This is a genomic window from Serpens gallinarum, assembly GCF_014836765.1.
GTDB classification, from domain to species: Bacteria; Pseudomonadota; Gammaproteobacteria; order Pseudomonadales; family Pseudomonadaceae; genus Serpens; species Serpens gallinarum.
On sequence record NZ_JACSQG010000001.1, the window covers coordinates 148147 to 169483 of the forward strand.

Sequence of the window (21337 nt, forward strand, 5' to 3'; positions counted from 1 at the left end):
GCTGCACTGCAGACACCACCCTGCCGCAGCCGCGGCTAAAAAGCGCTTCTGCTAGAGGGGCGGCTCGGCCGTGTCGCCCGCCAGCCGGTCTTCCAGCTCGGCAACCTTGGCTTCCAGTGCCTCCAGGCGTGCGCGGGTGCGGGCGAGTACGACCATCTGGCTGTCGAACTCCTCACGGCTGACCAGATCGAGTTTGCTGAACGCGCTTTGCAGGAGCATTTTCAACTGCGATTCCAGCTCGTTATGAGGCAGCGAAGTCTCGCCGCTGAACAAGCGCGACGCTTGATTGCTGAGAGTTTCAAACAGGGCTTTGGGCGGCAACATTGAGGTCATTCCGATGGACGTCGGCGCGCAGTTTAGCACGGGGCGTTAGCCCGCACTGATTCAGTCCCGGGCGGGCGGGGGGTTACCACCCGTTAGGACCGCTCGGCTGCGACCTTGGTGGGGCTTGTTTACAAAGGGCTGCACGATTTGAGCGCAGGGGTACTGATGTTTATGCACCGTTGTGGTGCTCCGCTTTCTCTCCATTACGCGCTGCATCGCTCCTATTCCGTATAAATGCTAGATAAATCAGTGAATTAAAAAGTTGGCAGGCTTTCTGCTTTATCCCCTGTGGATGCGCGCACGAAGAGCGACCACTAACCCTGCGCAGCTCACCGATGCAGCCTGGCCAGGAGATGTAGCGGCTGGGTCTAGAGCCATCGAGTCATTACAAAAGCACGGCACTGAGCTTAGACTTGTCAGCGGGTTCGTACTTCTGGGGCAAGTCCACCTAAACGGGAGAAGTTTCATGAAACTAGTCACTGCCATCATCAAACCGTTCAAACTGGACGACGTGCGTGAATCCTTGTCGGAGATCGGCGTTCAGGGCATCACGGTGACCGAGGTCAAAGGCTTCGGCCGCCAAAAGGGGCACACCGAGCTGTATCGCGGTGCGGAATATGTCGTCGACTTTTTGCCCAAGGTAAAAATCGACGTGGCCATTGCCGACGATCAGCTTGACCGCGTGATCGAAGCCATCAGCAAGGCCGCCAATACCGGCAAGATCGGCGACGGCAAGATCTTCGTCGTCAATCTGGAGCAGGCCATCCGCATCCGTACCGGCGAAACCGATACCGACGCGATCTAAGCAAGCCCTCCGAACCCACCCCGCCCCAGGAGTAACACACGATGACTCTGCGAAAAATCGCAGGGCTAGGCGCCCTGTTGTCTGTAATAACCCCTTCCGTGGCCCTGGCCCAAGAGGCCACGCTCGATTCCGGTGACACGGCGTGGATGCTCACCTCCACTGCCCTGGTACTGTTCATGACCATCCCGGGCCTGGCCCTGTTCTATGCAGGCATGGTGCGCTCGAAGAACATCCTGTCGGTGATGATGCAATGCTTCGCGATCACCGGCCTGATGAGCATTCTCTGGTTCGCCTACGGTTACAGCCTGGCATTCAGCACCACCGGTATGGAAGCTGGGGTGATCAACTTCAACTCCTTCGTGGGCAGCCTGGACAATGCCTTCCTGGCCAACCTGACCAAGGACAGCCTGGTCGGCGCCTTCCCGGAAAGCGTATTCATCACGTTCCAGATGACCTTCGCAATCATCACTCCAGCGTTGATCGTTGGCGCCTTCGCTGAGCGTATGAAGTTCTCCGCCATGCTGATCTTCATGGCCGTATGGTTCACCTTGGTCTACGCGCCTATGGCGCACATGGTATGGGGCGGCGACGGCGCCCTGCTGTGGGATGAAGGCGTGATCGACTTCGCCGGTGGCACCGTGGTGCACATCAACGCCGGTATCGCTGGCCTGGTGGCGTGCCTGATGCTGGGCCGCCGCAAGGGCTTCCCGACCACGCCGATGGCACCGCACAACTTGGGTTACACCCTGATGGGCGCGGCCATGCTGTGGATTGGCTGGTTCGGTTTCAACGCCGGCTCTGCCGCTGCTGCTGACGACACAGCTGGCATGGCCATGCTGGTCACCCAGATTGCCACGGCCGCTGCCGCACTGTCCTGGATGTTTGCCGAGTGGATCACGCACCGCAAACCCAGCGCTCTGGGGATCGCATCCGGTGTGGTTGCTGGCCTGGTGGCCATTACCCCGGCTGCCGGTGCAGTGGGCCCGGTCGGCGCACTGGTGATTGGTCTGGCTTCCGGTGTGATCTGCTTCTTCTGTGCCACCAGCCTCAAGCGCAAGTTGGGCTACGACGACTCTCTGGACGTGTTCGGCGTACACTGTGTCGGCGGTATCGTGGGTGCGATCCTGGTTGGCGCGTTCGGCGCCCCGGCCCTGGGCGGCTTCGGTGAGTTCGAAAGCATCGCCACCCAGTTGTGGATCCAGACTGAAAGCGTTGTCTTCACCGTGGTCTACACCGCCGTTCTTACCTACCTCATTCTCAAGGTGATCGATGTGGTGATGGGGCTGCGTGTCAGCGACGAGGAGGAGACTGTCGGCCTCGACCTCAGCCTGCACAACGAGCGCGGCTACAACCTGTAAACGACAGCACGCAATAGACACGCCCCAGCCTTCGCACGAGGCTGGGGCGTGTTGCTTTTCGCACTCGCGATTTGCTCCGCTAACGTGCCGCGTTGGCCAGTTTAAATCTCAGTCAAACCGACTCTTTGCTTTTTCTGGCACCGCGTTAGAATGCGCGCGAAAAGGTGCTGAGCAGCGATTTTTGACATGTGGCAGCAGACGATCATTACCCTGCGACCCCGCCCACGAGGTTTCCATCTGGTGACCGACGAGCTGCTTGCCGGTCTGCCGGAACTGGCCTCATGTCGCGTGGGTCTGTTGCACCTCTGGTTGCGCCACACCTCGGCCTCGCTAACCGTGAATGAGAACGCCGACCCCGCGGTACGTCGCGATTTTGAGCGCTTCTTCAACCGCCTGGTGCCCCAGGGCGAGCGCGGTTATGAACATGATGATGAAGGGCCGGACGATCTACCGGCGCACTTCAAAGCCAGCCTGCTGGGCTGTCAGCTGAGCCTGCCGGTCAACGCCGGACGCTTGCAGCTGGGCACCTGGCAAGGGGTCTATCTCGGCGAACATCGCGATCATGGCGGAGTACGGCAGGTAGTGGCCACGCTGCACGGTGAAGGTTTTTGAATTTTTTCCTCGCGGGTCGATAAATTCCGCGACTGGTCTATAACTAATCAGCTTCGAGCAGACATGAGGTGAATATGAGTGACGATGATCTCGAACAAGACGAACTGGAAACCACCGATGAGGATGACGGCGAGGAGCTGGCAACCGCAGACGAAGAGGATGACGGCGATAGTGATGTAGACGTTGTCGCCCCGGTAGGCAAGAAGGCCAGACCTGCTGCCGAGCCGGAGGAGCTACTCAATGTGGAGGCCAAGCAAAAAGAGCGTGATGCATTGGCCCGTGCCATGGAAGAGTTCCTGGCTCGTGGTGGCAAGGTTCAGGAAGTCGAGCCGAACGTCGTTGCCGATCCGCCCAAAAAACCGGACAGCAAATACGGCAGCCGCCCGATCTGATCGCGCCGGTTGTTAATTGAAAAAACCGCCTCTTATGGGGCGGTTTTTTTATGCGCACGACGCTCTCTGCAGGCTGGCGAGCCCTTCGGGCTATGCGTGCCAGGCGCTCAGCACAGCGGGTAGCTCGGCCAGGCTGCGGATTTGCGCATCGGGTGCTGGCGCGCCGGCCCAGGTTTTTGCGCCTGGATTGAACCAGATTGCCCGCAATCCGGCTGCCTTGGCGCCGCCGATGTCATCGACAGGGTGGTCGCCGACATGCACGGCTTCATGGGGCTGCACGCCGCCACGCTTGAGAGCTTCGTGAAATGGACGGGGATCGGGTTTTCCCACGCCCAGGTCTTCGGCACACAGCGCAAACTGAAAGTAGTCGGCCAGACCCAGGCGGCTGACATCGGCATTGCCATTGGTCAGGACGGCCAAGCGGTAATGGTTGGCCAGCACTTCCAGCGTCGGCTGGACCTCGGGAAACAGGGTGATCTGATGGCGGGCGGCGAGGAAAACCTCAAACCCCTCTTCGGCAAGCGCGGCAGCCTCTGCGGCTGCGTAGCCTGCGTCAATCAGAGCGTGGGCCAGGATGCGCCGGCGCAGTTCACTGATGCGGTGCTTGAGCGCAGGCTCTTTTTCCAGCAGCGCAGCGCGGATCTGCCATAAGTGCTCGATCGGCATCTCACCCAGGTGCTGTGTCTGCCGGGTTAGCCAGTCACGCAGCGCGGCCTCGGCGCTGAGCAGAACGGGTGCCACGTCCCACAAGGTGTCGTCGAGGTCGAAGGTGATCAGCTGAATGGCCATGGGGTGACTGACTGTAGGCTCCTAGCGTACCGAACGCAGCGGCGTGCCGAAACGCGGCAGTACGCGGGCGAGTATTTCCGCGATGTAACCGAGAAACAGCGTGCCCAGCGAGCTTTTGTAATGTTGCGGGTCGGGACTGCCGATGGCCAGGACGCCGAACTGGCCCTGTGGGCCGAGGCCGACCACGGCGGCGGAGCCGATTTGCGCCCCGTCTTCACCAAACAGAAAGGCCAGTTCGCCCTGGTGCAAGGCGCCACAGGTAGCCTTGCCGTTCCCGAGCAAGCCGCCGATGGTTTTCTGCGCTTCGCTGAGGCTTGCCGTGCGGCCGACTTCGCTGGGGTTGTCGCGAAACAGCACCAGGCTCACATAAGGCACCAGAAAATCATGGCGCAGGCTGTCTTCGGTGGTGCTTACCACTTCTTCCAGACCGCTGGCGTCGAGCAAGGAAAGAATCAGGCGACGCGACTTGTCGAACAGGCGGTCATTGTCGCGCGCCACGTCCATTAGTTGACTGAGCCGCTGGCGCAATTCGATGTTGCGCTCGCGCAACAGCTTGACCTGACGTTCGACCAGCGAGACAGCATGGCCGGATTGGTGGGGAATGCGCAGCTCGGGAATCAACTCGTCGTGGTCGACAAAAAATTCCGGGTGCTGACGCAGATAAGCAGCCACGGCGGCGGCGTCGAGCATAGGTTCGGTCATAGACGGATTTGTCCTTCGTAAACGCGAACGGCGGGTCCGGTCATGATAACCGGGCGACCGGAACCGGCCCATTCAATGGACAGACGGCCGCCGGGCAATTCGATCTGCACCGGCGAGTCCAGCCAGCCCTGGCGGATCGCCGCTACCGCAGCGGCGCAGGCGCCGGTGCCGCAGGCCTGGGTCTCTCCCGCGCCCCGTTCCCAGACGCGCAGGCGCGCCTGGTGGCGATCAATGATCTGCAAGAAGCCAACGTTGACGCGTTGCGGAAAGCGCGGATGATGCTCAAGGCGTGGGCCCAGCTCATGCACCGGCGCGCTGTCGACATTGTCAACGCGCAGCACGGCATGGGGATTGCCCATGGATACTGCGGCCAATTCAACCTGGCGGCCATCCAGATCGATCGCATAACTCGGCGCCTCGGCCTCGGCCTGAAAGGGAATCTGCGCCGGCGCCAGGCGCGGCGGTCCCATGTTCACGCTGACTTGCCCGTCATTGCGAATGCTCAGTTCGATGATGCCGCTCTTGGTTTCCACGCGAATGGTTTTCTTGGTGGTCAGGCGCTTATCGAGCACGAAACGCGCGAAACAGCGCGCCCCGTTGCCGCACTGCTCCACTTCCGAGCCGTCTGCGTTAAAGATGCGGTAGCGAAAGTCCACGTCCGGATTGTTCGGCGGCTCAACGATCAACAGCTGATCGAAACCGACGCCGGTATGCCGGTTACCCCAGGCTTTGGCGTGCTTGGGTTGGATATGCGCGTGCTGGCTGATCAGGTCGAGGACCATGAAATCGTTGCCCAGGCCGTGCATCTTGGTGAAACGCAAAAGCATGGGGCATCCTCAGTCCGGCAACAGGCTTTCGCCGGCGTAGAGTTCGGCGAGCGTCTCTCGGCGGCGTACTTCGTAAACCTGTTCGCCATCCACCAGCACTTCGGCGGCGCGGCCCCGAGTGTTGTAGTTGGAGCTCATGACGAAACCATAGGCACCGGCCGAGCGCACAGCCAGCAGGTCGCCTTCCGCCAAGGCCAGCTCGCGATCCTTACCGAGGAAGTCACCGGTTTCGCAGATCGGGCCGACGATGTCATAGGGACGGGTCGTGGCATCGCGTGGCTGAACCGGCACGATGTCCATCCAGGCCTGGTACAGCGCCGGGCGGATCAGGTCGTTCATCGCCGCATCGACGATGGCGAAATCCTTGTGCTCGGTGTGCTTGAGGTATTCCACGCGAGTCAGTAGCACACCGGCATTGGCGACGATCGAACGGCCCGGCTCGAACACCAGGGCCAGGTCGCGACCGGCGATGCGCTCACGGACCTTGGCAATGTAATCGCCGGCCAACGGCGGTTGTTCGTCGCGGTATTGCACGCCCAGGCCGCCACCCAGGTCGAGGTGCTTGATATGGATGCCGCGCTCGGCGAGGCGGTCGACCAGTACCAGCAGGCGCTCGAGGGCGTCGAGGAAGGGTGCCAGGGTGGTCAGCTGCGAACCGATATGGCAATCGACGCCGATCACGTGCAGGTGGGACAGTTCGGCGGCGCGGGCATAGACCGCTTCGGCCTGCTCGATGTCGATGCCGAACTTGTTTTCCTTGAGCCCGGTGGAGATGTACGGGTGGGTGCCGGCGTCCACGTCAGGATTGACGCGCAACGACACCGGTGCCTTGACGCCCAGTTCGGCGGCCACCTGTTGCAGGCGCTCCAGCTCGTCAACGGACTCCACGTTGAAGCAGTGCACGCCGACTTGCAGGGCGCGGCGCATGTCGTCGCGACTCTTGCCGACGCCGGAGAACACGATCTTGCCGGGCTCGCCGCCGGCGGCCAGCACACGTTCCAGTTCGCCCCGCGAGACGATGTCGAACCCGGCGCCCAGTCGCGCCAGTACATTCAATACACCGAGATTGGAGTTGGCCTTCACCGCAAAGCAGACCAGATGCGGCATGCCCGTCAGCGCATCGGCGTAGGCACGATACTGGGCTTCGATGTGGGCACGGGAATAGACGTAGGTGGGGGTGTCAAAACGCTCGGCGATGGCGGACAGCGCCACGCCTTCCGCGAACAGTGCGCCGTCGCGGTACTCGAAGGGTTGCATGCGGGCCTCCTGGGGCAACCTGGGGCGCCCACAGAGGACGGGCGCGCCGGTTTTTTAGAATTCGAAACGGTCTTTGCTGTGTCCGGCGCTTTCATCATCCGGGTGGTACAGCGGACCTTTCTGACCGCAGGCACTGAGACCAACGCTGAGCACGAAGAGCGCAAGGAGCGGGAGCAACAGGCGCTTCATGGCGAAAATCCTTGTAAAAGCGGTAATTGCGCTGGAGTATACCGGCCCCCCGGCGGCTTGCCTATGCGCCACGCCACCCGTATAGCGGGCCTTGGCCGCCTTTTTTGATGTAACTTGTCCGGCTATCCTGCAGCTCGTCCCCCTTACCGGACGGGATGAAATCCATCCGTGCCTGCCAGACCATGAGGAATTCCATGAGCCTTAGCGAAGCCCGTTTTCACGACCTGATCGATGCTGTGCAACAGGAGATCGAGGATGTCTTCGACGACAGCGGCCTGGATGTCGATCTGGAAAATTCGGCCGGCGTACTGACCGTGCGTTTCGAGAACGGCAGCCAGTTGATACTGAGTCGCCAGGAGCCGCTGCGCCAGTTGTGGGTCGCCGCGCGCTCCGGCGGTTTTCATTTCGACTACGATGAATCCAGCGAGCGATGGATTTGCGACTCCAGTGATGAGCCCTTGGGCGAATTACTGGCGCGGGTGACCCATGAACAGGCCGGCGAAGCACTGGAATTCGAAGAGCTCTGAGAGGCGCATCCCCAGCGGTAGCGCCGCCCTCTTGCTTATTTGCTTGGCTGTGATAGGGTCAATGCCGGTACGCAAAACCCCGCCTTCGGGCGGGGTTTTTGTTTTTTCGCATTCGCCAAACACACTACAAGGAGTCACCGACAGGCCATGAGCAGCGCACCTTCGATTACCGTCACCCGTCTCGACATGCAGCGTCTTGAGCAACTGCTCGACAGTCTGGATGAGTACACCCCGGCCGCCGAGGCGCTGGAGGCTGAATTGTCGCGTGCTCTCGTCGTCGGGCACGAAGAAGTTCCTGCGGGCGTGGTCACCATGAACTCTCGCGTGCATTGCCGCGATGACGCCAGCGGCAAGGACTATCACCTGACCCTGGTCTACCCCAAGGACGTCGGCGCTGGCGAAGGTCGCGTCTCGGTCCTGGCCCCGGTGGGCAGCGCGCTGCTGGGGTTGTCCGTCGGTCAGCAGATCGACTGGCCGGGCCCGGGCGGAAAACCGCTCAAACTAGTCCTGCTGGCGGTGGAATACCAGCCGGAAGCGGCGGGCGACTTCCAGCTGTAAGCGCTGCAGCATGGCCGCCGTGCGTCCCCTGCCGGTGGTCGGATAAAACCCGGGCGTGTTCGACACCCCGGGTTGACCTGAAAACAATCACCAACCGGTGACACGCGGCAGAATTCCACACCCGTATGGCTGCGCCCCGCAACGGTGCGCTGAGTTTGCTGGTGGTTCAATACTCGCGCACCTTTGCTCAACATCCGGCCTCAAATACCTCTGCCAAGGCATTCTGTGAATCCGCAACTGCAAGCGGTATCCGGCCTCGAGCGCTATGGACTTCTGCTTGCCGCTCTGAGCGTTTGCTCGATCTGCTGTTTGTATTCCAGATAGTGGAAGGTTTGCTCTGTCCCGGGTTCGAACAGACTGGACAGCTCCAGTGCGTCCAGATGGAGCCCGTTGCGGGCTCTGGACGAGCGGCTCCAGTACTGGCTCAGGGCGCGGTAGACGCCATGGCGGCCCAGCTCGGCCTGATGGAATGCGTGGTGGCCACAGTAAAGGCTGATGCTGCTGTCCCCCGAAGGCGTGCGCGTGAGGCGGGCGCGCAGCAGCGGAGCGCCGGCCGGCTCCGGCGGGGATTTTTGCCGGAGCAGCTCACGGGCCGGCGAAGGCGCGACGGGCAGTAGCTGGTAGTAACGCAGCGTAAGCGGAGCCGCCAGCGGATGGGCTGCTTCGCTTGGTTGCTGACGATGGTGCAGCAGCCGAGTAAGAAAGCCATGCAGGGGCAGCAGGGCGGATTCATCATGACCTGGCAAGCGTTGCCGCCAGAGCGAATTGCGCTCATCAAGCAGGTAAAGCTGCACGTGCCGTTCGCTGAGCTGATAGAACACTTGAATGCAGTTGGGTTCGGCTGCGCGCAGGATCAGCGCCAGTGGATGCCCAGGCAACGCCTGGGGGTCAAGGTGCAGTGGACTGTAATGCGGGTGTGGACGTGCCAGGGCGGTCTGCAGGGTTGGCAGGTCCCTCAGCGGCTGGCGGACGAGCCTGCCGTCCTGACTCTGCAACAGGTGGTAGTTTTCACCGAGTTGCAGCACAAAGCGCTGCCTATCGTCGGCGAGCACGCGTGTCGCCTGCCCGAAGAGTTCTTCAAGACGCCGGCAGATTGCCGTGGCACGGTTGCGGTTGAAACAGCGTACCGCGAGTGTCGGGTGACGCTTATCGCGTCCCGTGATGAGCAACTCTTGCAGGCAGTCAATCAGGCTCAGGGGACCTTCGTAGCGCTTGAAATGCACCTCGTTCCAGCTGCTGATACTGACCAGATCCAGGCTCTGCACCAGGTTGAGATGGGCGCCGGAATAGTCCAGCACATCGCTGCGACCACTGGCCAGTTGCGCGCTGGACAGGGTCTTGAGAGGGTCGAGACCTACGTTAACCAGGATCAGGAGCGTAACCGGCCTGCTGGGTTGTAGCATGGCCTCTTCGCTGACCGGCGCCTGCGCGCCAGGCAACGTTTGCAGCAGGCTGCTGCGCAGGCCTTGCAGTTCAAAATCGAAGAGCTCGCTGCGTCCTGGATGCAGTGTCAGCCGGCTCGCCCCGTCGATAATGCCGTTGCGGATCGCCCAGACAAGTAGCTCTGCCAGGCTGGGGGCTTGCTTGAGCGGAACAATGTCCTGGCACTGACGCAGACTCAGGCTGCCGCCATGCAGCGCCCAGTGGTCATGGTCCACCTGCTGTACGGTCAAATGACCTTCCGTCAGGTTAGGTGCAATGCCAGGGTTGAGGGTTTCGATCTTGCCGGGTGCGCGGGCAAAGACAACCCGCAGCCGTCGCCCGAGAATCGCCAGGTCGCGCTGGCTGAGCGGGTGGCTTGCCAGTTGCGCGCGGGCGAACTGCTGCAGGCTGCGATAGCTTTTGACCAGGCCGGCGGCCAGCAGGCGCAGTTCCTCGTTGACTTGACGCAGCTTCCACTGCGGGCGGTTGTCGAGGTTCAGCAGCAGGCGCTCGTCCCAGTCCCACGTAGCGCACAGACGCTGCAGCAGCTGGCGTTGCCAGCTCTTGCGCTGCGCGGTGACCGGCCGGCTGAGGGGGCGATTGATCTTCAGGTACAGGCAACGGCGCATCAGGGCGATGCGGGGTTGGTCGTTGAGGTTGAGCAAGTAACCTTCAAGGCGGCGGTACAGGAGCACGTAAGGGTCTAGTTCATCGAGGTCCAGACTGCCGGCGAACACGGCACGCTTGAAATCCAGGGCCAGGCAGTCGCCGTGTGGAAACTCGCTGGCATAGGCTTCGTTAAGCAGCAATTTGAGCATCGATTTGTAGGGCGACTCGATGCATTTGTATAGCTGCCACAGGCCGGCACCAAGGAATTCATTCGCGGGAATCTGTCCAAGCTGTCCCAGCTCCAGGTGTTCCTCGGCGCGCAGCAGGCCGCGTGCTTGCAAGGCGCCTACATAGGCCAGGTAGTGATTTTCATGCTCGGCGGGTACCAGCCACCAGGTGGGCGTCCGCCCGGCCAACCAAATGGCGGTGCGGTAAAACTCGTCGAGCAGCAGATAGTGCTGGCTGCTGCCGCAATCCTCGCCGCCCAGCTCGGCATCACGCTGGCCACTGGCGAAGCGCGGCGGGTCAACGAGGAAAATATGCAGCTCGGCGCCTTGGCTGGCGGCCCAGGTCTCCAGCAGCGTGGCCTTGCGCCGCAACTCGGTCAGCTCGCTGGCACTTAATTGCGGGTCATGGCACAGCCACAGGTCCATATCGCTCTGCTCGGCCTGCGCCAGGGTGCCCAGGCTGCCCATCAGGAACAGACCCTGCAGGGGCATTGGGCCATGCGGGTCGGGTTTGCGGTAGCGGAACGAGCGCGCTACGGCCTGGGCTTCGGCCAGCAGCACAGGTGTCGGGTTATAACTGCTCAGCCCGGCCGGGGTGGTGACCGAGACATAACCGGGCAGCGCGGGATGATTGGTGTGAAACAGCAGAGGCAGCAGGCGCAGTACCCGCTGTTGGCGCGTGGGAAGCAGCTGCAAGGCTCGTTCGAGGCGGCCTTGGTTTACCTGCAAAAAGCGTTGACGTAGCTGCCGAAGCGCCCGGCGGTCAAACTTTGGAGAGAGTTCAACAGGGTCGGGCGTTACATCGACAGGGTCTTTCGACAGCATGATGTCCTGGCTGGCCGTTTTGAGGGCAAGCCAGAGATATCGGCCAGTGGTGCGAAACGTTGAGCGTGTGAGTCCCGCTTAGGCGGTGGGTGGGGTGAGAATGGTCAGTACGCTCTGGGCATGCCGTGCCGCCTCCAGCCCCAGGCTGGTCAGGTAACCGCCATCGTGCAGGGTGGTCAGGCCTTTCTCGTGCAGGCGGCGAGCGGCAGCAATCGTTGCGGCTTCTGCGCTGTTATGAATTTTCAAGCCTTCCAGGCTGTTGGCCAGGTTGAACTGGTTGAGCAACTCAAGTTCGGCGATCACATCGGCGGTGTAGGTCATGGTGACTCCCTGGGATGAAAAAAGCGCTGCCGTCTGGCGGCCTGTCGATCGACAGTAAAGCCCATTGTCCTGGCCAATCACCAGGGTTATTCGTGGCTGTCCTCGCCTGGCAGGCTGGGCAGTGCACGCACGGCCGACTCGTAGCCCGCCTGATCGAAGGGGCGATCGTCGCGCAGCATCGCGTTAATTTCCTCGGCCAGTACCAGCGCCATCAGGTGCAGGATCTCCTCTCGCTCATACCCAACCAGGGTCAGCTTGTTGAGCGTGGCGCGTACCGCGGGAGGTTCACCGCTTTCCAGCTGGTTCTCGATGGCTTGGATCAATGTCTGTTGGGCGAAGGATTCCTCTTCGCTTTCGTCATGGTCGCTCATGGGATCACCTTGTTTAGCGTGCGGGTATGTTGGCACGGTTTGCCGCACAGAGCATTCAGCGCATCGATACACCTGGGCAGCGGCTCCGAGCCCGTCTATAACCTCTGCTTCAATTGTCCGGCTTGGAGATTTCTCATGCTCAGTCTGCACGGTTTCGCGGTCAGCAACTACTTCAATATGGTCAAGCTGGCCTTGCTGGAAAAAGGCCTGCCGTTCGAGGAAGTCACCGTTTTCAATACGCGCAGCGAAGCGTTTCTGGCCAGCAGCCCGCGAGGCAAGGTGCCGGTATTGCAGACCGATGCGGGCTTTATCAGCGAGACCAGTGCCATTCTCGACTATCTGGAAGACCGTGGTGAGGGACGGCCTTTGTTACCAGCCGAACCCTATGCCCGTGCCCAGGTGCGGGCCTTGATGAGAGAAATTGAGCTGTACATCGAGTTGCCGGCCCGGGCGTGCTACCCGGAAGCATTCTTTGGCGCACAGGTCGACGAGGCGATCAAGGCCAAAGCCCGTGGTGAGTTGCTCGGCGGCATTGCCGCGCTCAAGCGTCACGGGCGTTTTGCGCCCTATGTAGCCGGTGCAGAGTTCAGCCTGGCGGATATCTATTTGCTGTACAGCCTGGACCTGGCCTGCGAGGTGGCGCGCAAACTGTTTGGCCTCGACCTGCTGGCCGACTTTCCGGCCGCCACCGAGCTGCTTGCCCGTCTCAAGCAGAATCCCCATGTGCAACGCGTGGCCGCTGATCGGGAGGCGCAGATGCCGGCGTTCCTGGCCATGGTGAAAAATCAGCGTCAGGCCTGATTACTGTGCATCCCTCGCCAGTGTTGCAGTCACTTCTGCCAGGCACAGAAGCAGCCGCTGGCCAGGGTTTGCGTGGCGAGTACCGGACGGCCCTGTAGCAGCGCATCGAGAATCGGCTCGATAAAACTGTTGGCGGAGGTGCACACCGCGCCTTCGCTGTAAGGGCCAAAGTAGGCAAGCGAGCCTTGTTGATCCCAGATTGCGACGGCAGGGCTGGCCGGCAAACCCTCGGCGCCGGCAAGCGTCGCCAGAGGTTGCAGGCTGGCCAGCGGAGCAGGCAGCTGGCCTCGACTGCCGGGCTTTTGCAGCGCATAGAACACCGCATGCGGCTGGTCTTGATAGCGTTCCAGCAGCTCGGCCAGATGCTGCTGATTGCCGACATTGCATGGACAGGCCGGATCCCAGAAATGCACCACGCGGATGGGCCCGGGCCCGGCAAGTGCAGCCGGCAGCTGCAATTGCTGGCCGCTGAACAGCGTGGTCTGGTTGTCGAAGGGGCGCAGATACTGGCCCTGATACCACCAGAAGGCCCATGCTATGGCGAAGAGCCAGAGGACGGCGAGCAGCCAGGCGAGCACGGTCTTGCGAGTGGGAGACATGGTCAGGGGCGGGGTGGACTAAAGGACGTATAGCTTGCCATGGAGCGGGGCCTGGCAGTATACCAATGGGCCAGAGTGGCGCGGCCCATCCGCTGCTCTTTGCGTCTGACCTTGGTAAAAACCCCATGATTGATGTCTTCCAGCCCGAACTTCTGCGTGCCGCTCTGCGACCCTTGGCCGCGGAGCAGGACGAGTCGCCGCAATCGCTGGCGTATCGCAGTTTCTATGGTCTGGACCTAGCCCATCCTGACGTCAGCACCCGGCTCGGCACTGTGCGTGCAGGGCCTTATCGGCTGGCGGTGCAAGCCTGGTGGCCACCGCGGGCCGAGGGCAGCGTGCTGTTGCTACACGGCTATTACGACCACATGGGCCTGTATCGGCATGTGATCGATTGGGCGTTGCGGATGAATTTCGCCGTGCTGAGCTGCGACCTGCCCGGTCACGGGCTGTCCAGCGGACCGCGCGCCAGCATCGGTGATTTCGGCGAATACCAGAGTGCTCTGCATGCTCTGTTCAGCCAGGCCGAAGCCCTGGCGATGCCCCGCCCTTGGCACTTGTGCGGACAGAGCACCGGTGCCGCAATCCTGATCGATCACCTGCTGCATGCCCGGCGGCGTCCCGAATTGGGTGAAACCATCCTGCTGGCCCCTTTGGTGCGCCCGCGCTCCTGGGGCTGGTCACAGCTGAGCTACCATCTGGCAAGGCCCTTTGTGGATTCGATACCTCGCCGTTTCAGTGTCAATTCCGGCGATCAGCAGTTCATTGATTTCGTGCACACTCGTGATCCGCTGCAGCCACGGGTCTTGCCGACCGCCTGGGTCGGCGCGCTGGCGCGCTGGATTCCGCGTATCGAAGGTGCCTCGCGCAGCGCCTACAGCCCGCTGATCGTGCAGGGCGAAGAGGACATGACGGTGGATTGGCGACACAATCTGGATGTCCTGCAAGACAAATTCAGCCAACCGCGCACCTTGTTATTACGCGATGCCCGCCATCATCTGGCCAATGAACGGGAGTTGGTGCGCGAGCAGTACTTTTCTTTTTTACGTGAGCATCTGGGGTGAGGTACCGCCTGATCGGCGGCGCGTGCAACGTCAGGGGTTAGAGTGGCTGAAGCTCCTCAGTACCTTGCCCCACCGCCAGGGCTGCGCGCAGCGCGGCCAGGGCAGCCTGATAATACGCCTGGCCGCCGGGTGAATCGGCAAATGCCACGAAGGCGCTCAGTTCCTGCTCGGACAGGTCGCGATAGACGTGCAGCAGCGTGTTGTCGAGATTGGTTTCAATCTGGCGCATCAGCCGCTGGCGCTGGGTATTGAGCAGTCCGCGGGTCTGGGCGTTGCCGAACGGCAGGCCGGGAATCATCTGGCTGAGACTGTCGGCGGCGACGCCGGCCAGCGCCAGGCTGACTTCCGCGCCGGCCTCGCTGGCGGGCAAGGCCTGGGCAAGGCGCTGGATCAGCGCCCGGCGGCTGTCCGTAACGGTGGGCAGCGGCATGCCCTTGGCATAGCGCTGCAAGGCGGCTTTGCTGGAGGCCTCGACTTCGGCGGCGACGATCTTGCGCCCCAGAGGGCTGGTGAAAAACCGCAGTGCCGGTTGCGGGTCGGCGAGTTGCTGGCGCAGGGTCGCCAGGGCGCGGTTGTCCATGGCAGCAGGTTGGAAACGGCGATTGCTGTTTTCCACCAAGGCGGCGAACACCGCCGGTGGCAGGCTGCTGCGATAGCGCTGCTGTGCCACGCTCAGGGCATCATGGAAATGGGCGCGTTGTTGCGGCCAGCCGCCCGCCTGGTACAGGCGAGCATGGTCATCGGCGAAAGCAGGCAGGCTGAGCAGGGCCAGACACAGGCCAAGGAAAAAGTGCATGGGAACTCCAGTCATGCGGGTAGTAATCAAATGGATTGATGAAGGGAAGGTAAAAGGAGAGAACGAGCATGGCGAATACACCTCGTCCGTCGTTACACAAGTCACTATGCGTAGGCATTTGCGCCACTCTAGAATGCCCGCTCCTCCACCCTTCTGGTGACTCTTCCTTGCTGGCTCCTATTATCGACGACCTCGTGACTCACGGCTGGTCGCAACAGCCCGTGTTCCTTCCGCAGACTCTGACCGCTGAACTGGCGCAAGAGTGCCGTACCCGTAACGCCGCCGGCGAATTGGCGCCAGCGGCCATTGGCCGGGGCGGCGGGCAGATCGTCAACGAAGGGATCCGCAACGACCATATTCTATGGCTGGAAGCGGGGCAATCGGCAGCGGGCGATCAGTATCTGGCATTGCTCGATGAGTTGCGCCAGGCGCTCAATAGGGAATTGTTTCTTGGCCTGGAGGAGCTGGAGTGTCACTTCGCGCTCTATCCGCCGGGTGGCTATTACCTGCGCCACCTGGACCGCTTTCGCGATGATGACTGCCGCACGGTGACTGTCGTGGCCTATCTCAACGAGGCTGACTGGTTGCCCGAGCATGGCGGTGCCTTGCGGTTGCATTTGCCGGATGGCCCACGGGACGTGGTGCCGATGGGCGGGACGCTGATCTGCTTCATGTCCGACCGGATCGAGCATGAGGTGTTACCCGCCACACGGCCGCGATTGTCGCTGGCGGGCTGGTTTCGTCGCCGGCCGCTGTAACCGGCGGTGGAATTTCAACCGTTTAGGCAGGGGGACTGTTGTGGAAAAGATTCTGGTAAGCGCCTGCCTGCTGGGGCAGCGGGTGCGCTATGACGGTGGCAGTCACGGCCCGTTCGATCTGTTGCGCCAGTGGCGGGCCGAAGGGCGACTGGTTGCGTTGTGTCCGGAAGTGAGCGGCGGCTTGCCGACGCCACGTCCGCCCGCGGAAATTCCGGGCGGGCAGGGCGCAGCGGTGCTGGATGGCCGTGTGGCGGTGATCAGTATCGACGGAGCTGATGTCAGCGCTGCCTTTGTGACAGGTGCGCAGGCTGCCTTGCGGTTGGTGCGCGAACACGGCCTGCGCCTGGCGGTGCTCAAGGCGCGTAGCCCATCTTGTGGCAATCAACAGAACTATGACGGCAGTTTCAGCGGCACGCTGGTCGATGGCGAAGGCGTCACGGCCGCCGCGCTGCGCCGAGCCGGTGTGCATGTGTTCAACGAGCAGCAGTTGGACGCGGCGGCTGAGGCGTTGCGGCAGCTCGAATTTGACCCGAATGCGAGGCGTAACCTGCGGGGCTGACGGCAGTGAGACGGTGTGACCAGAAACAAAAAAGGGAGGCCATTGGCCTCCCTTTTCTATCCGCTGCGCGCGCTTAGAACAGTACGCGGCTACGGATGGTGCCCTTCACGTCGTGCAGCTTTTGCAGCGCCAGATCGGAGTAGGCGGCGTCGACGTCGATCACCACGTAGCCGACCGATTCGTTGGTCTGCAGGAACTGGCCGGAGATGTTGATGCCGTTCTCGGCGAACACCGTGTTGATCTCGCTCATCACGCCGGGAATGTTCTGGTGGATGTGCAGCAGGCGGTGCTTGCCCGGGTGCGACGGCAGGGCCACTTCGGGGAAGTTGACCGAGGACACCGAGGTGCCGTTGTCGCTGTACTTGACCAGCTTCTCGGCGACTTCCAAACCGATGTTGGCTTGGGCTTCAGCAGTGGAGCCGCCGATGTGCGGCGTCAGAATGACCTTGTCCAGGCCGCGCAGCGGGCTGACGAATTCCTCGTTGTTGGAGCGTGGCTCCACCGGGAACACGTCGATGGCGGCGCCGATCAGGTGCTCGTCTTCGATGGCCTTGGCCAGCGGCTCGATTTCCACCACGGTGCCGCGCGAGGCGTTGATCAGGATGCCGCCCTTCTTCATGGCGCGGATTTCCGCTTCGCCAATCATCCACTGGGTGGAAGGCAGTTCCGGTACGTGCAGGGAGACGATGTCGCAGTGGCCCAGCAGTTCGTGCAGGTTGCCGATCTGTGTGGCGTTGCCCAGCGGCAGCTTGGTCACCACGTCATAGAAGAAGACCTGCATGCCCAGCGCTTCAGCCAGCACCGACAGTTGGGTGCCGATCGAACCGTAGCCCACGATACCCAGCTTCTTGCCGCGGATCTCGAAGGAGTTGGCCGCCGACTTGATCCAGCCGCCGCGGTGGCAGACCGCGTTCTTTTCCGGAATGCCGCGCAGCAGCAGGATGGCCTCAGCCAGCACCAGTTCAGCCACGGAGCGGGTGTTGGAATAGGGCGCATTGAACACGGCAATGCCGCGCTCACGGGCAGCGTTGAGGTCGACCTGGTTGGTACCGATGCAGAAGCAACCGACCGCGACGAGTTTTTTCGCGCAATCGAAGACTTCTTCGGTCAGCTGGGTGCGCGAGCGAATGCCAATGAAGTGGGCGTCAGCGATCTTTTCCTTGAGTTCCGCCTCCGGCAGCGCGCCGACAAGGTATTCGATGTTGGTGTACCCGGCGGCCTTCAGGGTATCCACGGCGTTCTGGTGAACCCCTTCCAGAAGAAGGAACTTGATTTTGCTCTTGTCGAGGCTGGTCTTGCTCATCTGCGTACCTGTGATCCCGTTTTGAATGGCAGGGGAGCGGTCAGCGGCATTGGCTGGCCGGGCCGGCGTCGGCCGGCCCCGGAAATCGGCCGAAGCGCACGATTAGCGGGGGGCATATGCTAGCATGATCTCCTTTTTTCTGGCTCGGTCGCGACCTGAACTGTGCTCAGGGCGACCATGAATGATTCGAGAGTTCCACAATGACCCAAGCCGCCCTGATCGAACAACTGAAGACCCTGGTCGAGCCGGGAAAAGTCCTCACCGACGCCGCCTCGCTGGAGGCCTACGGCAAGGACTGGACCAAGCATTTCGCGCCCGCACCGAGCGCCATTGTCTTCCCGAAAAGCATCGAGCAGGTGCAAGCCATTGTGCGCTGGGCCAATCAGCACCAAGTCGCGCTGGTGCCCTCGGGCGGGCGTACCGGCCTGTCGGCTGCGGCCGTGGCGGCCAATGGTGAAGTGGTTGTATCGTTCGACTACATGAATCAGATTCTCGAACTCAACGAGTTCGACCGTACCGCTCGCTGCCAGGCCGGCGTGGTCACCAAGCAGCTGCAACTGGCTGCGGAAGAAAAGGGCTTGTACTACCCGGTGGACTTCGCCTCGTCCGGCTCCAGCCAGGTCGGCGGCAACATTGGCACCAATGCCGGCGGCATCAAGGTGATTCGCTACGGCATGACCCGCAATTGGGTCGCCGGCATGAAAGTGGTGACCGGCGCAGGCGAGATTCTCGAGCTGAACAAGGATCTGATCAAGAACGCCACCGGCTATGACTTGCGCCAGCTGTTCATCGGCGCCGAAGGCACCCTGGGCTTCGTGGTCGAGGCCACCATGCGCCTGGAGCGTACGCCGAAGAATCTCACCGCGATGGTGCTCGGCACCGCCGACTTCGACGCGGTCATGCCGGTGCTGCATGCCTTCCAGAGCAAGCTCGATCTGACCGCGTTTGAGTTCTTCTCCGACAAGGCTCTGGCCAAGGTGCTGGGCCGAGGCGATGTACCGGCACCGTTCGAGACCGAGTGCCCGTTCTATGCGCTGCTGGAGTTCGAAGCCATCAGCGAAGACATCGCCAACGAGGCGCTGGCGATCTTCGAGCATTGCGTCGAGCAGGGCTGGGTATTGGATGGCGTGATGAGCCAGAGCGAGCAGCAGTTGCACAACCTGTGGAAGCTGCGCGAGTACATTTCTGAAACCATCAGCCACTGGACGCCCTACAAGAACGACATCTCGGTGACCGTTTCCAAGGTGCCGGCGTTCCTCAAGGATATCGACGCTATTGTCGAGGCCAACTACCCGGACTTCGAGGTGGTATGGTTCGGCCACATTGGCGACGGCAACCTGCACCTGAACATCCTCAAGCCCGATGCCATGGACAAGGACGAGTTCTTCGCCAAGTGCGCCACGGTGAACAAGTGGGTGTTCGAGACCGTCGAGCGCTACAACGGCTCGATCTCCGCCGAACACGGTGTGGGCATGACCAAGCGTGATTACCTGGGTTACAGCCGCTCGCCCGCGGAAATTGCCTGCATGAAGGCGGTCAAGGCGGTGTTCGACCCCAATGGCATCATGAACCCCGGCAAGATTTTTGCGGTTTGATTCGCTCTGACAACAACAAGCCTTTCAAGGAGTCGCCATGAGCTACCAACACCAATACATTGACGGCACCACCATTCATTACCCGCTGGGCAAGGTGGTCTGCGTGGGGCGCAACTACGCCGAACATGCCAAGGAGCTGAACAACCCGGTGCCCACCGAGCCGTTGCTGTTTATCAAGCCAGGCAGTTGCACGGTATCGCTGATAGGTGGATTCAGCATTCCCGAAGAGCGCGGCGGTGTGCATTACGAGGCGGAAATCGCCGTGTTGATTGGCAAGCCGCTGTCGCGCCGGCCAAGTGTCGAGGAAGTGCTGGATGCCATTTCCGGCCTTGCGCCGGCCTTGGACCTGACCCTGCGCGACGTACAGAGCGCGCTCAAGGAAAAGGGCCTGCCTTGGGAGATTGCCAAGTCGTTCGACGGCGCCTGTGTGCTGGCGCCCTTCGTGCCCGGCGACGCCATCGCTGACTTAGCCGACCTGGGCATTCGCCTGAGCATCAATGGCGAAGTGCGCCAGGATGGCCACAGTTACGACATGCTCAACCCCATCGTGCCGCTGATCCAGCACATGGCCGGGCATTTCAATCTGCAGCCTGGCGACGTGATCCTCACGGGCACGCCCGCCGGCGTTGGCCCGCTGCAGCGTGGTGACGAACTGGTCCTCGAGTTGCCGGGCCTGTCGCGCTTCGAAAGCCGCGTGTTGTAAACCGGTCTCTCGCATAACTCGCCACCTGCTGACTCTGTAGGAGCGACGTGTCCGCGATTTGAGGGCCATTTCCGTGCTGCCGATATCGCGGACACGTCCGCTCCTCCTACCAAGCGACCCCGATAAGGCAAATCGCCTATGGGTACCGACCCTCTGCCGCAGCCAAACGAGCTGCGCCTGGGTCAGACACGCGGTCTTTAAGCTTCGTTTAAGGCGCTCTTCAGCTTCGCTTCAGCGGCTAGGCTTACCCTGTGCTGGTCAAACCATGATCAAGGGGTAAACCTCATGAAACGTACTCTATTGGCTTTGCTGCTGGTACCGGCCTTCTCCGTCACGGCCTTTGCGGCCGGTTACAGTGGTCCGGGCGGGGTCGAATCCGTCACCACTGTGTCTGCTGCACTGGAAGCCGCCGACGACACGCCCGTCACCCTGGAAGGCCAGATCGTGCGGCGCATCGGCAAAGAAACCTACGAGTTCAAGGACGCCACCGGTTCCATCGAGGTGGAGATTGATGATGACGAATGGCCGAACCAGACCGTTTCGGAAACCGCCAAGGTGCGCATCAGCGGTGAAGTGGACGCGGGCATGACCAGTCGCGATATCGACGTCGAGCGCGTTGAGCTGCTGCAGTAACACTTTGGCAGATCAACACAACGAACCCGCCACTGGCGGGTTCGTTGTGTTCAGTTGCGGTTACACCGCTTCATCAAGCAGCACGGCTTCAACAGCGTGGCGCTTGACCGACTCGCTGCCGTGCTCGGCACTGCCCCGGCTGGTATACATCTGGCTTTGTCCGACCACCTGGCCATTGGTGGCCTTGAGCACGAAGTAGTGCTTTTCGTTGCTGCCGGCCTTGATCTCGAAAGCACCCTCACGCTGGGAATTGTTGCGCACCGATTTAATGCCGTTTAGCGCAGAGTCCTTGGCTTTGTAGAGTTCGCTGGTCAGGATGATCTGGCCATTGCTGGCCAACAGGTTGAAGTGGAATTGGCCGTTGCTGGAACGTTTCAGATGGAATTTGCCGGACATTGCGACACCTCCTGATGT

The 21337-nt window shown here is 61.6% G+C and carries 26 protein-coding genes; 13 read left to right on the forward strand and 13 right to left on the reverse strand.

Features of this window, described 5'->3' with window-relative positions; all coding sequences use genetic code 11:
* Positions 1 to 51: 51 nt before the first annotated feature.
* A complete protein-coding gene (locus tag H9642_RS00665; protein ID WP_251834486.1) occupies positions 52 to 324 on the reverse strand; it encodes an accessory factor UbiK family protein in 273 nt (90 codons plus the stop codon).
* 466 nt (positions 325 to 790) lie between these two features.
* Between H9642_RS00665 and glnK the strand changes: the two genes are divergently transcribed.
* From glnK to sutA, 4 genes are all read left to right on the forward strand, one after another.
* A complete protein-coding gene (gene glnK / locus H9642_RS00670) occupies positions 791 to 1129 on the forward strand; it encodes a P-II family nitrogen regulator (RefSeq protein ID WP_251834487.1) in 339 nt (112 codons plus the stop codon).
* A gap of 41 nt (positions 1130 to 1170) precedes the next feature.
* Complete coding sequence (locus H9642_RS00675; protein ID WP_251834488.1) at positions 1171 to 2487, forward strand: ammonium transporter; 1317 nt, start codon at positions 1171 to 1173, stop codon at positions 2485 to 2487.
* Between the two features lie 186 nt (positions 2488 to 2673).
* On the forward strand, positions 2674 to 3099 hold the full coding sequence (locus H9642_RS00680) for a secondary thiamine-phosphate synthase enzyme YjbQ (protein ID WP_251834489.1): 426 nt from the start codon (positions 2674 to 2676) through the stop codon (positions 3097 to 3099).
* Between the two features lie 74 nt (positions 3100 to 3173).
* Entirely contained in the window at positions 3174 to 3491 is a 318-nt protein-coding gene (gene sutA / locus H9642_RS00685) for a dormancy-specific transcriptional regulator SutA (protein ID WP_251834490.1), read from the forward strand.
* Between the two features lie 90 nt (positions 3492 to 3581).
* Here sutA and H9642_RS00690 read toward each other — a convergent pair whose 3' ends face one another.
* The 5 genes from H9642_RS00690 to lptM are packed head-to-tail and all read right to left on the reverse strand — an operon-like array spanning position 3582 to position 7255.
* Positions 3582 to 4280 (reverse strand): HAD family hydrolase, encoded by a 699-nt coding sequence (locus H9642_RS00690; protein ID WP_251834491.1) that lies wholly within the window; start codon positions 4278 to 4280, stop codon positions 3582 to 3584.
* Positions 4281 to 4301: 21 nt separating this feature from the next.
* Positions 4302 to 4982, reverse strand: coding sequence for a DUF484 family protein (locus tag H9642_RS00695; RefSeq protein WP_251834492.1), 681 nt, complete (start codon positions 4980 to 4982; stop codon positions 4302 to 4304).
* Positions 4979 to 5809: a diaminopimelate epimerase gene (gene dapF, locus H9642_RS00700; protein ID WP_251834493.1), complete on the reverse strand. Its 831-nt coding sequence runs from the start codon at positions 5807 to 5809 to the stop codon at positions 4979 to 4981. Before dapF ends, H9642_RS00695 begins: the two co-directional genes overlap by 4 nt.
* Positions 5810 to 5818: 9 nt before the next feature.
* Positions 5819 to 7066, reverse strand: a complete 1248-nt coding sequence (gene lysA / locus H9642_RS00705) for a diaminopimelate decarboxylase (RefSeq protein ID WP_251834494.1) — start codon at positions 7064 to 7066, stop codon at positions 5819 to 5821.
* Between the two features lie 54 nt (positions 7067 to 7120).
* Positions 7121 to 7255, reverse strand: a complete 135-nt coding sequence (lptM, locus tag H9642_RS00710) for an LPS translocon maturation chaperone LptM (protein ID WP_251834495.1) — start codon at positions 7253 to 7255, stop codon at positions 7121 to 7123.
* A gap of 194 nt (positions 7256 to 7449) precedes the next feature.
* On the opposite strand from lptM, the gene cyaY reads away from it, so the two are divergent.
* Both cyaY and rnk read left to right on the forward strand, forming a co-directional pair.
* Positions 7450 to 7782 (forward strand): iron donor protein CyaY, encoded by a 333-nt coding sequence (gene cyaY, locus H9642_RS00715; RefSeq protein WP_251834496.1) that lies wholly within the window; start codon positions 7450 to 7452, stop codon positions 7780 to 7782.
* 147 nt (positions 7783 to 7929) lie between these two features.
* Positions 7930 to 8340, forward strand: coding sequence for a nucleoside diphosphate kinase regulator (gene rnk, locus H9642_RS00720; protein WP_251834497.1), 411 nt, complete (start codon positions 7930 to 7932; stop codon positions 8338 to 8340).
* A 263-nt stretch (positions 8341 to 8603) separates the two neighbouring features.
* On the opposite strand, the gene H9642_RS00725 is transcribed toward rnk, so the two are convergent.
* From H9642_RS00725 to H9642_RS00735, 3 genes are all read right to left on the reverse strand, one after another.
* Positions 8604 to 11423, reverse strand: a complete 2820-nt coding sequence (locus tag H9642_RS00725) for a class I adenylate cyclase (protein WP_286010168.1) — start codon at positions 11421 to 11423, stop codon at positions 8604 to 8606.
* A gap of 78 nt (positions 11424 to 11501) precedes the next feature.
* The gene (locus tag H9642_RS00730; protein WP_251834499.1) at positions 11502 to 11744 is read right to left on the reverse strand and encodes a TIGR02647 family protein; all 243 of its coding nucleotides are present in this window, start codon (positions 11742 to 11744) and stop codon (positions 11502 to 11504) included.
* An 86-nt stretch (positions 11745 to 11830) separates the two neighbouring features.
* Positions 11831 to 12115 (reverse strand): DUF1841 family protein, encoded by a 285-nt coding sequence (locus tag H9642_RS00735; RefSeq protein ID WP_251834500.1) that lies wholly within the window; start codon positions 12113 to 12115, stop codon positions 11831 to 11833.
* Positions 12116 to 12250: 135 nt separating this feature from the next.
* On the opposite strand from H9642_RS00735, the gene H9642_RS00740 reads away from it, so the two are divergent.
* Entirely contained in the window at positions 12251 to 12916 is a 666-nt protein-coding gene (locus H9642_RS00740) for a glutathione S-transferase family protein (protein WP_251834501.1), read from the forward strand.
* Positions 12917 to 12945: 29 nt separating this feature from the next.
* On the opposite strand, the gene H9642_RS00745 is transcribed toward H9642_RS00740, so the two are convergent.
* Positions 12946 to 13515: a DUF6436 domain-containing protein gene (locus tag H9642_RS00745; RefSeq protein ID WP_251834502.1), complete on the reverse strand. Its 570-nt coding sequence runs from the start codon at positions 13513 to 13515 to the stop codon at positions 12946 to 12948.
* Positions 13516 to 13640: 125 nt separating this feature from the next.
* Here H9642_RS00745 and bipL point away from each other — a divergent pair, with 125 nt between their 5' ends.
* Entirely contained in the window at positions 13641 to 14576 is a 936-nt protein-coding gene (gene bipL, locus H9642_RS00750; RefSeq protein ID WP_251834503.1) for a phospholipase BipL, read from the forward strand.
* Between the two features lie 37 nt (positions 14577 to 14613).
* On the opposite strand, the gene H9642_RS00755 is transcribed toward bipL, so the two are convergent.
* Positions 14614 to 15372, reverse strand: coding sequence for a hypothetical protein (locus H9642_RS00755; protein WP_251834504.1), 759 nt, complete (start codon positions 15370 to 15372; stop codon positions 14614 to 14616).
* 167 nt (positions 15373 to 15539) lie between these two features.
* Between H9642_RS00755 and H9642_RS00760 the strand changes: the two genes are divergently transcribed.
* Both H9642_RS00760 and H9642_RS00765 read left to right on the forward strand, forming a co-directional pair.
* Positions 15540 to 16130, forward strand: coding sequence for a 2OG-Fe(II) oxygenase (locus tag H9642_RS00760; protein WP_433962652.1), 591 nt, complete (start codon positions 15540 to 15542; stop codon positions 16128 to 16130).
* 40 nt (positions 16131 to 16170) lie between these two features.
* Complete coding sequence (locus H9642_RS00765) at positions 16171 to 16689, forward strand: 2-thiouracil desulfurase family protein (RefSeq protein WP_251834506.1); 519 nt, start codon at positions 16171 to 16173, stop codon at positions 16687 to 16689.
* 73 nt (positions 16690 to 16762) lie between these two features.
* Here the strand turns inward: H9642_RS00765 and serA are convergent, their stop codons facing one another.
* Entirely contained in the window at positions 16763 to 17992 is a 1230-nt protein-coding gene (serA, locus tag H9642_RS00770) for a phosphoglycerate dehydrogenase (RefSeq protein WP_251834507.1), read from the reverse strand.
* 200 nt (positions 17993 to 18192) lie between these two features.
* On the opposite strand from serA, the gene H9642_RS00775 reads away from it, so the two are divergent.
* From H9642_RS00775 to H9642_RS00785, 3 genes are all read left to right on the forward strand, one after another.
* Entirely contained in the window at positions 18193 to 19587 is a 1395-nt protein-coding gene (locus H9642_RS00775) for an FAD-binding oxidoreductase (protein WP_251834508.1), read from the forward strand.
* Positions 19588 to 19624: 37 nt separating this feature from the next.
* Positions 19625 to 20290 (forward strand): fumarylacetoacetate hydrolase family protein, encoded by a 666-nt coding sequence (locus H9642_RS00780; RefSeq protein ID WP_251834509.1) that lies wholly within the window; start codon positions 19625 to 19627, stop codon positions 20288 to 20290.
* A 285-nt stretch (positions 20291 to 20575) separates the two neighbouring features.
* Complete coding sequence (locus H9642_RS00785; protein WP_251834510.1) at positions 20576 to 20923, forward strand: YgiW/YdeI family stress tolerance OB fold protein; 348 nt, start codon at positions 20576 to 20578, stop codon at positions 20921 to 20923.
* A 60-nt stretch (positions 20924 to 20983) separates the two neighbouring features.
* On the opposite strand, the gene H9642_RS00790 is transcribed toward H9642_RS00785, so the two are convergent.
* Positions 20984 to 21319 carry a YegP family protein gene (locus H9642_RS00790; RefSeq protein WP_251834511.1) on the reverse strand — a complete coding sequence of 112 codons (336 nt, stop codon included), beginning with the start codon at positions 21317 to 21319 and terminating at the stop codon, positions 20984 to 20986.
* Positions 21320 to 21337: the final 18 nt, after the last annotated feature.